The organism is Gimesia aquarii (genome assembly GCF_007748195.1).
Classification (GTDB): domain Bacteria; phylum Planctomycetota; class Planctomycetia; order Planctomycetales; family Planctomycetaceae; genus Gimesia; species Gimesia aquarii.
Genome location: NZ_CP037920.1, coordinates 1,837,190 through 1,852,698, shown reverse-complemented (window position 1 = coordinate 1,852,698; position 15,509 = coordinate 1,837,190). Strand labels below are relative to the sequence as shown.

Annotated in this window: 11 protein-coding genes; 9 read left to right on the top strand and 2 right to left on the bottom strand. The window is 43.3% G+C overall.

Features of this window, described 5'->3' with window-relative positions; translation table 11 throughout:
- The first annotated feature begins 390 nt into the window (after positions 1 to 390).
- The 3 genes from V144x_RS07565 to V144x_RS07555 all read left to right on the top strand — a co-directional run bounded on the left by V144x_RS07565 (position 391) and on the right by V144x_RS07555 (position 4,356).
- Positions 391 to 1,296, top strand: a complete 906-nt coding sequence (locus V144x_RS07565; RefSeq protein WP_144983683.1) for an ABC transporter ATP-binding protein — start codon at positions 391 to 393, stop codon at positions 1,294 to 1,296.
- Positions 1,297 to 1,417: 121 nt separating this feature from the next.
- Entirely contained in the window at positions 1,418 to 3,031 is a 1,614-nt protein-coding gene (locus V144x_RS07560; protein ID WP_144983680.1) for an ABC transporter permease, read from the top strand.
- Positions 3,028 to 4,356, top strand: a complete 1,329-nt coding sequence (locus tag V144x_RS07555; protein ID WP_144983676.1) for a hypothetical protein — start codon at positions 3,028 to 3,030, stop codon at positions 4,354 to 4,356. Before V144x_RS07560 ends, V144x_RS07555 begins: the two co-directional genes overlap by 4 nt.
- A 75-nt stretch (positions 4,357 to 4,431) precedes the next feature.
- On the opposite strand, the gene V144x_RS07550 is transcribed toward V144x_RS07555, so the two are convergent.
- The gene (locus tag V144x_RS07550; RefSeq protein WP_144983673.1) at positions 4,432 to 6,084 is read right to left on the bottom strand and encodes a LamG domain-containing protein; all 1,653 of its coding nucleotides are present in this window, start codon (positions 6,082 to 6,084) and stop codon (positions 4,432 to 4,434) included.
- Positions 6,085 to 6,380: 296 nt separating this feature from the next.
- Between V144x_RS07550 and V144x_RS07545 the strand changes: the two genes are divergently transcribed.
- The 4 genes from V144x_RS07545 (at position 6,381) to V144x_RS07530 (ending at position 9,777) form a co-directional block, all read left to right on the top strand.
- Entirely contained in the window at positions 6,381 to 7,094 is a 714-nt protein-coding gene (locus V144x_RS07545) for a GntR family transcriptional regulator (RefSeq protein ID WP_144983670.1), read from the top strand.
- Between the two features lie 177 nt (positions 7,095 to 7,271).
- On the top strand, positions 7,272 to 7,568 hold the full coding sequence (locus V144x_RS07540) for a hypothetical protein (RefSeq protein WP_144983667.1): 297 nt from the start codon (positions 7,272 to 7,274) through the stop codon (positions 7,566 to 7,568).
- Between the two features lie 496 nt (positions 7,569 to 8,064).
- Entirely contained in the window at positions 8,065 to 9,243 is a 1,179-nt protein-coding gene (locus V144x_RS07535; protein WP_144983664.1) for a sugar phosphate isomerase family, read from the top strand.
- A gap of 222 nt (positions 9,244 to 9,465) precedes the next feature.
- On the top strand, positions 9,466 to 9,777 hold the full coding sequence (locus V144x_RS07530; RefSeq protein ID WP_144983662.1) for a hypothetical protein: 312 nt from the start codon (positions 9,466 to 9,468) through the stop codon (positions 9,775 to 9,777).
- Between the two features lie 80 nt (positions 9,778 to 9,857).
- Here the strand turns inward: V144x_RS07530 and V144x_RS07525 are convergent, their stop codons facing one another.
- Positions 9,858 to 12,125 carry a bifunctional SulP family inorganic anion transporter/carbonic anhydrase gene (locus V144x_RS07525; RefSeq protein ID WP_197998809.1) on the bottom strand — a complete coding sequence of 756 codons (2,268 nt, stop codon included), beginning with the start codon at positions 12,123 to 12,125 and terminating at the stop codon, positions 9,858 to 9,860.
- Between the two features lie 526 nt (positions 12,126 to 12,651).
- On the opposite strand from V144x_RS07525, the gene V144x_RS07520 reads away from it, so the two are divergent.
- Both V144x_RS07520 and V144x_RS07515 read left to right on the top strand, forming a co-directional pair.
- Positions 12,652 to 13,905 (top strand): PQQ-binding-like beta-propeller repeat protein, encoded by a 1,254-nt coding sequence (locus V144x_RS07520; protein ID WP_144983656.1) that lies wholly within the window; start codon positions 12,652 to 12,654, stop codon positions 13,903 to 13,905.
- An 11-nt stretch (positions 13,906 to 13,916) separates the two neighbouring features.
- The gene (locus V144x_RS07515; protein ID WP_144990764.1) at positions 13,917 to 15,410 is read left to right on the top strand and encodes a cryptochrome/DNA photolyase family protein; all 1,494 of its coding nucleotides are present in this window, start codon (positions 13,917 to 13,919) and stop codon (positions 15,408 to 15,410) included.
- Positions 15,411 to 15,509 lie beyond the last annotated feature (99 nt).

The following is a 15,509-nucleotide window of genomic DNA, read 5'->3' as shown; positions in this document are numbered from 1 at the left end:
TAAATTATAATGATTCAGCCCTGTTTACAGGTTACCTCATAGAGTTCTTGAAATCTTAATCTAGTATGCTGCCAAAATAGCTTGCAAGCGCAGTCCCTCGATTTTAGAGTGTAAATCACTTTGGATCATTGTTTTGAATGGAATCCTGAGTTTCGAGCCCCTGTAATGGATGATGGCCAGGCACTGATCTTTGCAAACTCTCTGTTTTTTGATTTCCGCTACCAGGAAATTGAATTTTTTACCAACAGAGTTCTGCCACACATCGTAGTAAACTCGCAGATATTCTAGCGTTAGTTTAAATTGGTTCTCTTTTTTTAACTGAAAAACTGTTCTTTTTATTGATCATATTTTTTATCAAAATCTAACTAACAGTGGAGCAAAGAACTGTCCATGGACAATGAACCAGTCATTCAGATTAGTAATCTGACAAAGATTTATCGTGACTTCTGGGGCCGAAAGAAAGTTCGTGCTCTCAATTCTTTGAGTCTTGAAATAAAAAAAGGAGAGATTTTTGGACTCCTGGGTCCCAATGGATCAGGAAAAACCACCACTCTCAAATTGCTCCTGGGGCTGCTTTTTCCGTCTGAAGGCGACATCAAAGTACTCGGCCAACCAGCATCAAATGTAGAAAAAAATGAACGCATCGGTTACTTACCTGAAGAATCGTATCTATACCGATTCCTGAATGCTGAGGAAACACTTGATTTCTATGGGCGACTTTTCAAAATGCCCGCAAAAGAGCGTCGTGAACGAGCTGCTGAACTGATTGAAAAAGTCGGCCTCGGACATGCCAAACGACGTCAGCTAAAAGAATATTCAAAAGGGATGACCCGACGAATCGGACTAGCTCAAGCACTCATCAATAATCCTGACCTCGTGATGCTGGATGAACCAACCAGTGGTCTGGACCCACTTGGTACAGATGACATGAAACGCATGATCCTGGAATTAAAAGAGCAGGGCAAAACAGTTCTGATGTGTAGCCACCTTCTGGCTGATGTTCAGGACGTGTGTGACCGTATTGCAATTCTCTATGGTGGTGAATTAAAAGTGATGGGACGCGTGGAAGACTTGCTGAAGGAACAGGATGAAACGCAAATCATGACCTCCCGTCTGAGTGATGAGGCAATCAAGGAAATTGAGCAGGTCGTTGCAAAACACAATGGAAAGGTCGGCACAATCGACCATCCAACTGCAACACTGGAATCACTGTTCCTGAAAACCGTTCAGGAAAGTAAAGACCGTCCGGGACAACGGTTTGTTCCAGACACAGAAGAGAAAAAGGCTTCCGAGTAAGCAACATTATTTATAGTACGTTCCTAATGTCTTTACTCAAGATTATTAACTCTGGCTCTGACTGATTAAAAACAGAAGAGCATCATTTCCTATGAGATGTTATTCACAGAAGTAAATCACTATGTCTTTTGATCCTATTCCATATGACCTGCTTGGTGCTTTTCAATATTTTCTCGTTGTATTTGGCAGCGCGATGCTCATCGCAATTGTTGTCTGCTTGATTGTAGGCACTCTCACACGGGGAGCCAAAGGTTTCACGGGCGTCTTTCGTGCCATACTCGATTTCTTTGTGCAAATCACACACGTTTCCTGTCGCCGTGTCTGGTCGCTGACAGTTTTAACGATCCGCGAGGCTTTGAGGCAAAAAATTCTATTCGTCTTCATTATTTTTGCAGTACTCTTCATGTTCGCAGGTTGGTTTCTTGCAGGTGCTGCAGACAGACCTGACTTACAGGTTCAGTCCTACATTGATTTTGTTCTCAAGGCGATCAGTTGGCTCGTGATACCAATCATGTTGCTGCTGGCTTGCTGGTCACTACCCGAAGATATTAAAAGAAGAACCATTCATACTGTCGTGACCAAGCCCGCGTATCGCATCGAAATCGTCATGGGTCGAATGTTGGGATTTACGCTTCTGGGAAGCGCTATTCTCGTTGTCATGGGAACAATTGGATACATCTGGATTAATCGTCAGGTTCCCGATAGCGCACAGTACAAACTGGTCTCCAAAGTCCCCGTTTACGGTGAGATTTTCTTCACTAACCGTGAAGGAGCCCCGACAGAAACAGGTCTCAATGTGGGAGACATCTGGGATTTTCGCAGTTATATTGAAGGGGCCACTAAAGCACGTGCGATTTATAAATTTGCAGGAATCGACGAAAGTGACGCGATTAACGACAAGCTAGTCCTGGAGTCTTCGTTTGAAGCATTTCGAACGCACAAAGGGAACATGGAAAAAGGAGGGATTCTCTACCAGTTCATTTTTGTGAATGAAGATAAAAATCTGCGAGTCCCCTCTCGACCATTAATCAATAAAGAGTATTCAGATAACGTTCTGGAAATTAATCGGAAACTCAAGTATGACAATCCGGAAGGGAACTCCGGAGAAGAACTGGATATCTTCAACGATGTAATTGACAAAGATGGAAACCTGACCGTTGAAGTTCAGTGCCTGGAGGCAGGACAACTATTGGGAATGGCCCGGCCCGACCTCTTTGTTCGTACTCCGGACCGTGCGTTCCTGGCAGGCTACTCAAAAGCTGTTTTTGGAATCTGGTTACCAATGGTGCTCGTCATCATGCTGGGAGTGACCATTAGCTGTTTTGTAAAAGGTCCTGTCGCGATTCTGACCACTCTGACGATAGTGCTGGTTGGCTTTATGTCCAAAGAATACATGAATGAGATTCTTAGTGGTCAAATGCAGGCAGCAGGAGCCATCGAAGCCTGGTACCGTTTGATTACCCATATGAATTCGCAGACAGCACTTCCAGATGGCCCCGTGAAGTTTATTATTGAATTAGTTGATGCCGGTATTATTAATTTTCTCTGGCTCTGTCAGCAGGTTATTCCGAACTTTGGCATCTTCTCAAATATGCGCGAATACGTGATTAAAGGTTTTGATGTGTCCTGGAATGCCGCCTTACTGCCGGGCATTATCACAACCGCAGCTTATTTTCTTCCTTGTTTAATTGTTTCTTTTTACAGCTTGAAGCTTCGCGAATTGGAGGCGAAATGAACAAACTCACTTCCAAACACCGTAAACTTGCTTATGTCATTGCCATTATCGTATTGCTAATCCCTGTCATCTGGCTCGGTATGCCTTCCACAGGTGAAGAAGGCTCTGGTGGTGAACTTGCACAACTACGTGTTAAACATGAACTCGGTGAAAGCACATTAGGCGATGTGGACCCTTCCAGTGCTTCCATGAATTTTGTCTTATTGGGACTACGGGGCATTGCCACAAACCTGTTGTGGATGGATGCCAATGATTATCAAAAGAGAAAAGAATGGGCTAAGCTCCGTTCTACCGTAGATTCAATCATCTTGTTACAACCCCACTACATGAAAGTCTGGGACTTTCAGGGCTGGAATCTGGCCTATAATGTTTCTGCAGAATGGGATGCCGTAGAAGACCGTTATTTCTGGGTTAAGGAAGGCATTAAGTTTTTGAATGAAGGTGTTCGACGCAACGAACGCTTCCCCGAACTTGACTGGAAAGTCGCAAACCTGCATGGGCAAAAAGTAGGACGTTCCGATGAATGGAGACTGTTCCGAAAATTCTATAAAGTCGATCCTGATACAGAACGATATGAAAACGGCCCTGATCCAGAAATCAATCCCGAACGCCTGGACAATTACCAAGTCGCCAAAGAGCACTTCCTGCTGGCAAATGAAAAAGAGTTGAAGCATAAACAACACTTGCAAATGCGTATGTTGTTCCGTGCTTCTCCCTGGCACGCCCAATTCGATTACGCCAATGCCATGCAGCGGGAAGGAACGTTTGGAAAGCAGCGAACTGATGCCTGGGCACAAGGATTCAAAGATTGGACCACTATTTTTGGTCGGGAAGAATTCATTACTCCCAAAGGTCCTATCGTATTAGAATGGACCGAAGACGACATCAAGGATCTCGCGAATCGGGATGAGAATATTACCGAAGCCGATGTAAGACATTGGACGAATCGTTACCAGGATACGTCCAATTATCGCTTCTGGCGAACTCGGGCGCTGTCTGAATCGGAAACAGAAACCATCGACGCTCACAAAGCAATCTACGATGGTGAACAGCTCTTCCGCAGTGGTAAGTTCGATGAAGCGAATGCAGAACTTGAGAAAGGCATGCAGTTATATGCAAAGGTATTAAACAAATACCCCAGCCTATTGAGCGAAGATCTGGCGATAGAAGAAGGGCTACAGGCCATCATACTCTGGCGTTACATTCATGATCTGAAAGGGCTGCCTATTCCTGAAACCTATCCTCTAAAACAACTGTGGATTAAAGAACAAGGCCGTGTGCCGCAGCTAGAGAACGATTTACGTCGTCGCTACGGAATTCAATAACACACACTTGTGACCTTAAAAAGATAAGGGGCCATCTGAATTCAGATGGCCCCTTTTTTATTGCTCGAAATGGTATTACTTATTTGACTGATATAATTTTGAAATCTCGTCAACATTCAAAGCACGCTGATAGAGTCGCAGATTTTTCATGTTCCCGTTGAAATAGTCGTGTGAACCAAAGCCAATCTTCAGCGGTTTACCGTTCGACAAATCATAATCGGCGGGGTCAAATTGAGAAGACGTTGCCACTAACTTGCCATCAACATATAGTTTGAGTCGGTCTTTTCCTTTAACAGCTACGATGTGCCGCCAGCCTGGCTTGAGTGCGGTATCGTAAGTCGCACTTTTGCCTGCTTCGATCGAATGCACCCGTCCTGCAGGCAGGGTACCTGCAAACAACCGCCCTTGATACACGGCCATTGACCAAACCCGACGGTAGCGTACATCCGGAGTAAAATCCAGCCGACCAGTATTCGTCCAGTCGACTCCGCCGTCATAACGATAAACCTCAGCCAGTGGAAGCGAACCTGCATACATCTTGCCATTATAAATGGCCAACGGCATGCTCTCTTTTTCTTCACCCAATCGACCTGCGAGTCTCCATTGATTATCGCCGACATAGCGATACACTTCTGCGTGTGGCCACTCACTTACATAAAGATTTCCTTCATAAACAGCAAATCCATAGGTTTGAGTCGACTTGCCTACTTTTCCGGCATGTGACCAGGTTTTCCCATCAAAACGATAAACGGCTCCTTCGTCATAGCCAGAAGCATAGAGATTCCCATTATAGATTGCCAAAGATTCCACACGCTTGTCATCAAAAACACCACATGAAGTCCAGCGTTTCCCACCATCATAACGATAAAACGAAGCAGGGGCATACATCGAAGAAGCATATAAATTTCCCTTGTAAACGACCATGCCATTGATCGCTTCGACCTCTGGTAATTTACCGCAATGCACCCAGTTACTGCCGCCTTCATAACGATACACATTACCTCCCAGATTCGGGTTTTCTGATTCTGTTAAGGAGGAACCACTTAGTCGATACTTACCCGTGGCGGCATAGAGTTTACCGTTAAAGACAGCCAACGATGTAACAGAGTTACATAGATCGGGTGCACCACAGTCGATCCATTTTTGATCTCCGTCAAATTGAAAAACACGACCTGCTGCTTCCTTGCCAGGAACGCAAGTGCCCGCAAAGAGTTTTCCATCATATACCGCCATGCTGAAAACCAGAATGGCATTCCCCAACTGTCCGTGGTCAGTCCACTTTGCATCAATCTTACCATTATCAATCCCAAACTGAAGATGGCGGTTATTGGATTGACTGCTGGTAACTCCCGCATTGTTTTTGATACAGAGTTGAAAGCCTTTTCGATTCTGGGCGTCATATTTACTGAGTACATTGCCAATGACATCTCCTAAGTCTGCCCTTGTATTCACATTCACAGAAATGGAAAATTCACCGGTTCCTAAAGCCAAAGACTTGGAATGCGGTACTTCAATGTAAGCTGACTCCCCATTAAATGTCGCTGGATGATGAGGTTTGAGAAGCACACCACGATTCAAACCATTGTTATGAAAACCCGACTGATCTTTCACATCTCCCATGAGCCGCCAATGGCCAATCAATGCATCTTCTTCGGCCAAAAGGGAAGTGGGTGTGAAATTAATTAGACAGCTTGTTATCAACATCACCAGGTATACGAGGTCTTTCATTCAAACATGCCCTTTCGAGAATGATGCAAAAAACGCGTGCTTTTTGCATATTTTTAAGAAATCTAATAAATTTGAGGACTAAAAAATTTTATACGAATTTAGTTGCTCTCCCTGGATAAGTCTCATTATGACTGTTCATCATTAAAAATGAACTCATTTCAAGCCTTAAAAAAGGAGACTTTTGTTAAGTCATTCGTATTTTCAGCAAAACAACACTATTATAATTACACATACAATGAAACCAAGTCAATCTCGACACTAATTAATGAATTCATATTTCACAGGAAATATACTGTATGAATACCTCGGAGCCTCAGTCAGAACAGAGTCCCTCAGACATTTCGAATGTGTCTCTTGAAATCCCCCAAGAGACCTCGACTCTCGTCGAAACAGCATACAACCAAATTCTGCTGCAAATCGTCAGGGGAATGCTTCCTAGTGGCACCGTGCTAAAAACGACGAAATTATCTGATGAACTAGGGCTCAGCAGAACCCCCATCGTCCAGGCATTACAACGCTTAATCGCTGATGGCATTGTGACCCAGGTACCACAACAACGGGCCGTTGTCGCAGAGGGAGCAGAACACTGGCTCGTTGATATTCATGAAATGCGGTTACTTCTTGAACCTCACGCCGTATTACATGCGACTAGACGGTTGACTCCCGAAACATTGACATTGCTGTCGGAGCATGGAAAAGCAGCTGAGCCAACGGCACAACTTGACTGGATTCCCAAAGCGCATGCATTTGATTATCAACTCCATACATCCATCGCACGTGCTTCTGGAAACCTGCCTCTTAGCGAGTCGATTTGCAAGTGTATGAGTTTCAAACGACTGACATATGAAATCTCAGATGATTCGCCTGAACTGTTACGGCGAGACTACGCAGAACATTTAATAATTTTAGAAGCACTACAAAAAAGACAACCAGAAACGGCTTCTGCTGCAATGTTATTTCACCTGAGAAGCTCTGTAGAATTTCGAAAAGCAGGCGGAAACATCATCTGAACCTCCTCCCCAGACCTGACATGACTCATATGATAACAGTGAAGCGTTCTAGCAAATACCCAAAGAAGTCACCAGCCCTAACGTGCCGGAATAACTGCAAGCGAAAGCACTATCTAAGAGTCAAAAGAATCCTGACGTTACAAATTGAGTTTTCTTTTTCGGTCGAGAAACTGTGCTATGAGAAAACCGATTCACACAATTCAGGTGGAAACAGATTCCGAGCTGGAAATTGAGAAATTATTGCGGGATGCGTATCTGAATATTCCCTCCGAGATCGAACAACAAAACACAGAAGAAGATCTTTTTGCGATTCGTTTATATATAATGGAGTATGTAGTCGGATTATTACCCGAAGTTAGATCAGAGTCTGCCCCCCCGCGTTGGAAGAGCCCACGTTATGAGATAAAAATTGAATTGGGAATCAAATATTTCTCGATCTGCTTTAATGGACATCGAAAGATATTTAATTGGTGACCAGCAGTCCGATAACATACTCGAAACTGAAACAAAAATACTAATTACACAATTCAATTTCTCTTGAGGTCTATTGCCTACAGTAAAAAAAATTTTCTGAATATTAACGTCATTCTGAGTCAATCTAAAACTCTTTCAGATTAGCCTCTTAGGGTCGGTGTGAGTCCTACGATTTAACTATAAAACGACCTGTTCTCTTTACCATATTCCCTCTAGTCTCACACATATCTAAACTATTCTAAAAAAATTTATTTGACATTTTACTCATAAAAAGTAAGCTGGAAACTTAGGATGAAAAAGTGACAACTATCTGTTCGTGGAAATATCAGTGTGCATACCTACTTTCCACAAGCACTCATCCATTCAAATCGTTCCATTACCGAAACCACTTCCAAACTATACCTAGTAATACCAGAGGTAAAATGCACCACATTTATTAAGACCTTCTACAACAAAGAAAAATACCACTGCTCAGGGAGGTCACAAGGAGGATCAAATGCAGTTCGGAAATTTTTTACTCCAAAGACAAAAGATAAACTGGGAAGAGTATAAGAAGCTTTTAACAGAGCAACATAGTCATATCTCACGCTCCCAAACATTCAATAATTTCCTCGATGTCTCCTACGATCTTTCAAAACGCAGACTTCATCCATTTGGTGAAGTCTTAAGGCATCATAAAATAGGCCAAATCGCCGCGGATCGATTTGGTCAGACAGTCGATGAATTCCTAAAAACATCGGTAGAAGAATGGTGGCAATGGCATTTGGATTCTTTAGAACCTCTCGGAATCTATTCCACTGCTTCTCGATATGGCACTCAGCTTTATGAAAGGCAACTCGAGAAAAAACTTGTCGGGAGACTAATCGCCAATTCTAAAGTTCGAGCAAATGGAACAGCATCTATCGTCCGAGATGGAGACAATATAGTCATTCCCGATGGTTCAAGTTGTACTTACGCCGGTTTAGCAATCGCTTCATTCCGAAAGAATGTTCGAATTACGACTTCTAATGACGTATTAATTCGAGAGATGCGAGACAATCCATGTGTTGCACGTGCATTCCATCGCGGTTTTTCAATAATAGGAGGTGATGCCGATTTCGATGCAAACCTGCAATGCACACAACATGGAGGTACATTTAAAACTGATGCGGAAAAGCAGTTTGAACGTGCCATTTCACACGACCCTCAGGCAACAGTTGTGATCATTTCTGTAAATGGATTGTTACCGGATGATGGTCCATTCAGTAAAGATGGAGACACTTATGCCGTTAAGAAACAAATTATCGATTCTGCACTCGAAGCGAACGTAAGAGAGATCGTTTTCATAGCAGATTATCATAAACACCTCCAAAACAATCGTAGTAACTATGGGATTCCTATCTATGCAACTGCAAAAGAATGGAGGTCGACGATAGAAAAAAACTATGAACGATTTTCGATCGCGACATCACCTCCACCTGCAATTCATTCACATTTTAAATCGATTGAACCAAATATTCAGGATCGTGATATAATTTCAACTGACATTAAGGAACTCAAAGCCCCTTCTATCCGGGATTATGTGCAGGCAGCAAAAGCCTTCGATTCCATGTTGCGTAGTACACCAATGAATGAAAGCCGCTTTCATGAGGCTATTATTGATGATAACTCTGAACAATTAAGTCAACTAAATTAGAGATTTCCCAATCAGTGGCAGACGTTTTTAAGTAAAACTAAACAGGCTTTTGGAAATACATTAGTTATTGACTGTTTATTGATAAAGGAGAAAAATCCATTTCTTACTAGCCGCAAACTCTTTAAGATCCATATGCAATATTCAAGGGATGATATTTCTGTTTATTTAACAGCATTTGTTCTTGCTGCTTGAGCAGTATTATAAAATTAAAGAAGGGATTCGATGGTGTTTCATTTTAAAACGATCATTTGTGCGTTAGTCTGTCTCTTTACGATTACCTGTTTTTCGGTGTCGGAAGGAAATCAGAAAGGGTTCTTCGAGAGTGAGATGGCAATTCTGCGTTCAATTCAAACAAAACAAGGTCCTATGATTGAAATTACAATTGGCGATCTTATTTGCACCACTCCTCATTTAACGATTAAACGCAAGCAAAAGCCAGTATCTACAGTAATCCCTGTGAAAGGGAAGATTGAAATCAAACAGGGAAAAGCATCGTATAGTGCTGCAATGTTTGAGATAGCGTTACGCGAATAAGTAGAAATCGCAAAAAAATATAATTAACGATTGCTTTGTTCTAGTTTTATCCATTCCTAACTTGAAATCCTGCTTTCAAGTTAGGAAGCTTGTGTTTCTCTCACCGGTGGTTGCTCCAGGAGAAACTCCATTTCTCCACTTTTCACGTCATATAACGCGCCAACAACCATCACCAGCCCGGCATCCATTTTTTCTCGAATTGAATCACTACGTTCTATAATTTCATGCACTGTCCTGAGAACGTTTTGCTTGGCGACATCATCTATGAATGTCTCTCGATCTGCTGGACTCATATCATTTAAGCGTTTGCAGGCTTCTTTGTCCGTAGAATGTTCGACCTCGTTGATAATTGCTTCCAGATGGGAACAACCTGTTGTTTGTTGAACATCTTTATTTTCTGCTAAAAGTTCAAGCGAAGACTTCACCGCACCACAACGTGTGTGCCCTAATACAAGAACCAATTTGACACCAGCGACCCCCACTCCATATTCGATACTCGCCAGTGATTTCGTACCGATCACATTTCCGGCAACACGAACACTGAAAATATCCCCAATCCCCAAGTCCAGAACCAATTCAGCGGGTACACGAGAATCAATACAACTTAGCACAACTGCTAATGGGTTTTGTTCTCCAGCTGTGGCATTAACTTGCCGTCCAAAGTCTCGTGAAAGTCGATTGCCGGTGTAAAAACGTCGATTGCCTTCACGCAAAATTTCGAGAACCTGTTCCGGCGTAACGCGATCTTGCAACTCCCGTGTCGTGAAGTCTGCAAATTGTATTTCATCGTGTAATTGGTACCTTTTACGAAACCCACGCAGACTCACTGAAATACCTCGTGTTGGCGCAATATTGTATTTAAACTCTTGGATCAAACTCAAAATATCAGGATCGATATAGTCAGTCCCAGTAGCATCAATCAGCAAATGAGTGCCGCGTTGTGCGTCATCGAATAGTCTATTGAGCGCTGCACGGTTCAGAAAACTAACCTGATTTGCCAATTCGATATGCAGAATGTCGCCATCCAGATGGGTCTCTACAATCCGCCGAATCGGCTGACGAAGATTGCTGTTAAGGATAAACAAGACACTGACAGCCAATCCAATCAAAATACCAACCAGCAAATCTGTGAACACAATAGAGAGCAGCGTTACGAGAAACGGTATGAACTGGTAACGACCTTCCTTCAACATTTGGCGAAATAAGGCCGGGCTGGCAAGTTTGAACCCTGTGACCAACAGAATCGCAGCCAACGCGGCAAGCGGAATCATATTCAAGTAGATGGGAAACAACATGACGGAAACCAAAAGCAGTACACCATGAAAAATGGTGGCCAGTTTGGTTCTCGAGCCAACACTTACGTTAACAGAACTACGCACGATTACAGAAGTCACTGGGAGTCCACCGATCAGGCCCGACACAATGTTTCCTACTCCCTGCGCTACCAGCTCTCGACTGGGTGGTGAATTGCGTTTCAAAGTATCAAGCTTGTCGACCGCTTCCAGATTTAGCAACGTTTCAAGCGAAGCCACAATGGCAATGGTAATACCCCCGAAATAAACGGCCGGATTATTCCACTGTGAAAAATCAGGAAACTGGAAAAAAGTCCAAAGATCATTAGCAGATTCAGCAACAGGAATCTGGACAAGATGAGTGACTCCAATCGCCCAGGGTTTGCCTAGACTTTGAAAAAATATATGAAGCAGAACACCAAGCAATACAACAACCAGCTGTCCTGGAATCAGCGAATTTTTTAAGAATCGAACTCGTCCCCACACTACCAGTAAGGCAATCGAAAGCAGTCCCACAACGGCTGCTCCAAAATGGATATCTCCCGCAACAACTGTAAGAATTTCTGAAAAGGTATTTTGCTCATCAGGCTGAGAAAATGACATTTCCCCTTCCGGATCGGTATCGTGCCCCAGCACATGAGGAATCTGTTTCAGAATGAGAATCACACCAATGGCGGCCAGCAAACCCTTGATCACACTTGAAGGAAAAAACGCTGATAGTGATCCAGCTCGGATAATCCCCAGACCGATTTGAATGATGCCACCGATAAAGACGGCTAACAGAAAAGCTTCAAAAGACCCCAAAGCAGCAAGCTGTGCGATAACAATCGCTGTCAATCCTGCTGCCGGCCCACTGACACTAGTACTGGAGCCACTGATAGACCCGACAACAAGCCCACCAACAATCCCGGCTAACAAACCGGAGAATAAGGGAGCTCCGGAAGCCAGTGCAATTCCCAAACAAAGAGGCAACGCCACAAGAAAGACGACTAACCCCCCAGTCAGATCTCGTGGAACGTCAGAGAAAATAGAATCCGAGAATTGTTCGTCTGCCATATTTATTACTCAGAGTTGAAGCGATCTTAGTGAAGAATTTAGAGCAAACAAAGTCATTAAAAATTGGTTATCTTCCAGAATGAGAATTCCAGAATCCTTCCATTACATTCAACGAGCTAACGTACTAAAAAACAACTCTATCCCACTCCTCTTTTTTCTACCACAGTATGATTTACAGATTTCGTATTATAACCACTAACTTCGGATTCTAAATAGACTTTGGATATTTTACACAACTATCTCAATAGTGAATGTTGGAGCATCAAAACGATATTAATATCCAATTAATTCAATCGGTTTTCTAATAAAAAGTGGTCGAATCACTGAAAACGTCTAAAATCTGTTGTCAAATAGTAGTGATGAAATACCAGTCATTGGAAAAAAATTCCATACCAATTTTCACGCAAAATCATAGCATTTATTTTCATACTCTATGACAGATACCCTTCCATTATTGCTTATTAATGATTCTTAGGGCTTCGAATCACTCAAAAAAAGAGATCTAAATAGGGAGAAACAAACAACGATGAAGAAACAGAATCTCTTGATAACGGCTTGTCTCATACTGCTGTTCGTTCCTAAGAATGCTCCCCTATTTGGTGCGGACCCAGTCAAAAGTTCATGGCCGCAGTGGCGAGGACCAAGTCGCGATGGTTTCATTCAAGGATTAAAATTACCCGAATCACTGTCAGAGAACCGCTTGAAACAAACCTGGCAAGTCAAGCTGTCCCCCAGTTATTCAGGTCCTATTGTCGATGCTGATCGCGTCTTCGTAACTGAAACTCAGGATAAGAAAAATGAGGTAGTTCGTGCATTAGACCGCAAAACGGGTCAAGAGCTGTGGAAGCAAGATTGGCAAGGCGCGATGACCGTTCCTTTTTTCGCAAAAGCAAATGGTGACTGGATTCGCGCCACGCCGGCTTTTGACGGTGAACGCCTCTATGTCGCTGGCATTCGTGATGTGCTGGTTTGCCTCGATGCTGATTCCGGCGAAGAACTCTGGCGACTGGATTTCGTCAAAAAATTAGGTACGAATCTTCCCGCATTTGGATTTGCTTCTTCACCCCTCATAATCGGCGACCATGTTTTTGTACAAGCTGGAGGTGGTTTGTGTAAAGTTGATAAACTTTCTGGTGAGATTCAATGGCGTGTACTCGATGATGGTGGAGGCATGTTTGGCAGCGCTTTCTCTTCACCATACTATGCAGAACTAAATGGTGAGCCTCAACTCATCGTACAAACTCGAACTAAGTTAGCTGGCATCGACCCCGAAGATGGCAAGATCCTTTGGAGCCAGAAAATCCCTGCATTTCGTGGCATGAATATTCTGACTCCTACAGTCTATAAAAACTCAGTCTTCACCAGTAGCTATGGTGGTGGCTCATTTCTATTCACAACTTCGAAAAATGAATCAGGATGGAATCTGGCTGAAACCTGGACAAATAAGACACAAGCTTATATGTCTTCCCCCATTATCATTGATGGTCACGCCTATCTTCATCTGCGAAACCAGCGTTTTACCTGTATCGATCTTGAAACTGGCAAAGATCGTTGGACGACCACTCCTTTCGGTAAGTACTGGAGTTGTGTTACCGATGGTGAAAAGATTCTGGCGTTAGATCAAAAAGGCGATCTGCTGTTGATTCGAGCCAACCCCGAAAAGTTCGATTTGATTGACCGCCGTAAAATCGCCGATGATTCCTGGGCACACATCGCAGTCAGTGGTAACGAAATTTTTGTTCGTGCCTTGAACGACTTATCCGTTTATCGCTGGGAATAACATTGAGCTCAGTGAATGTCCCTGAAATTAGAATAAGACGACTTAACAAACATGCCATAAACACGGACGGTGACTACGTTTTGTATTGGATGATTGCCAATCGGCGTATGGACTATAATTTCAGTTTACAACGTGCTGTTGAAGTCTGCGAACAATTAAACAAACCGCTGCTTGTATTTGAAGCTCTGCGATGTGGATACAAATGGGCAAGCGACCGCATTCATCAGTTTGTTTTAGAAGGAATGTCTGTCAATCAGGAGCGTTTTAAAAACTCGACAGCAACCTATTATTGCTACGTTGAACCAGAGCCCGGTCACGGGAAAGGACTGCTGGAAGCACTGGCAAAAAAAGCTTGTATCACTATTACTGATGATTTCCCCTGTTTCTTTATCCCCAAGATGTTGAGGCAGGTTGTTCCTCGTTTGCCAGTAGTCGTGGAAGCCGTTGACTCCAATGGTTTATTACCGATGAGAGCGGCCCCACAAATTTACCCAACAGCCTACGCGTTTCGCCGGTTTCTTCACAAGGAACTTCCTGAACATTTGCGAGACAAGCCGCAAGCGAATCCACTCGCAAGAAAGAAATTACCAAACTTAAAGAACATTCCCAGCGAGATTCGTACCCGTTGGAAACCGATATCTGCAAAAAGCTTACAAACTACTTTGAAGATTCTAACGAAGTTACCAATAGACCATGGAGTTGGATCTGTTGCCTTTGAGGGGGGAGCGGTGGCTGCTAAAAGGGCACTAACCAGCTTTCTCAGCAAACAGTTCGATCACTATATTGAACAGCGTAACCTGCCAGAAGAGGAAGTCACCAGCGGTCTCTCTCCCTATTTGCATTTTGGACATATTTCCGCACACCACATTTTTAATCAAATCATCAAACAGGAAGAATGGTCGGTTGAGCAAGTGTGCGATCAAAAGGCAACGGGAAAACGTGCCGGCTGGTGGGGCATGAGTGAAACAGCCGAAGCTTATCTCGATCAACTGATTACCTGGCGCGAACTAGGATATAATATGTGCTCGCAGCGTGAGGACTATGACCAATACGAATCACTGCCAGACTGGGCTCAGACCACTCTTGAAAATCATGCCAGAGATCCACGAGAGTACTGCTACACATTAGAAGAATTTGAAAAATCAAAGACGCACGATGCACTATGGAATGCAGCCCAAATGCAACTCGTAACTGAAGGCCGCATACATAACTATATGAGGATGTTATGGGGGAAAAAAATCATCCATTGGTCGGAATCACCGCAAGAAGCACTACAAATCATGATTCACCTCAACAACAAATACGCAGTGGACGGTCGCAATCCCAATTCTTATAGCGGCATCTTCTGGTGTTTGGGGCGTTATGACCGTGCCTGGGGACCAGAGCGTCCCATCTTCGGCAAAATTCGCTACATGAGCAGCAAAAACACCGCGCGAAAGTTCCGCGTCGAAGGCTACCTGGAACGCTATGGAAATCAGAAGCGTCAAAATTCTTTGTTCGATTGATGATTCTCGTATATGTTGAAATCCCTACCACATCTCACCTTTATGTCTAATACCTTTCATTGTTTCTCTCATCTTGTAATCATGGTTATTACAGTCTAA

Coding starts and splice junctions, on each gene's coding strand:
- V144x_RS07565 (WP_144983683.1), top strand. CDS start 391: ATGGACAATGAACCAGTCATTCAGATTAGTAATCTGACAAAGATTTAT.
- V144x_RS07560 (WP_144983680.1), top strand. CDS start 1,418: ATGTCTTTTGATCCTATTCCATATGACCTGCTTGGTGCTTTTCAATAT.
- V144x_RS07555 (WP_144983676.1), top strand. CDS start 3,028: ATGAACAAACTCACTTCCAAACACCGTAAACTTGCTTATGTCATTGCC.
- V144x_RS07550 (WP_144983673.1), bottom strand. CDS start 6,084: ATGAAAGACCTCGTATACCTGGTGATGTTGATAACAAGCTGTCTAATT.
- V144x_RS07545 (WP_144983670.1), top strand. CDS start 6,381: ATGAATACCTCGGAGCCTCAGTCAGAACAGAGTCCCTCAGACATTTCG.
- V144x_RS07540 (WP_144983667.1), top strand. CDS start 7,272: ATGAGAAAACCGATTCACACAATTCAGGTGGAAACAGATTCCGAGCTG.
- V144x_RS07535 (WP_144983664.1), top strand. CDS start 8,065: ATGCAGTTCGGAAATTTTTTACTCCAAAGACAAAAGATAAACTGGGAA.
- V144x_RS07530 (WP_144983662.1), top strand. CDS start 9,466: ATGGTGTTTCATTTTAAAACGATCATTTGTGCGTTAGTCTGTCTCTTT.
- V144x_RS07525 (WP_197998809.1), bottom strand. CDS start 12,125: ATGGCAGACGAACAATTCTCGGATTCTATTTTCTCTGACGTTCCACGA.
- V144x_RS07520 (WP_144983656.1), top strand. CDS start 12,652: ATGAAGAAACAGAATCTCTTGATAACGGCTTGTCTCATACTGCTGTTC.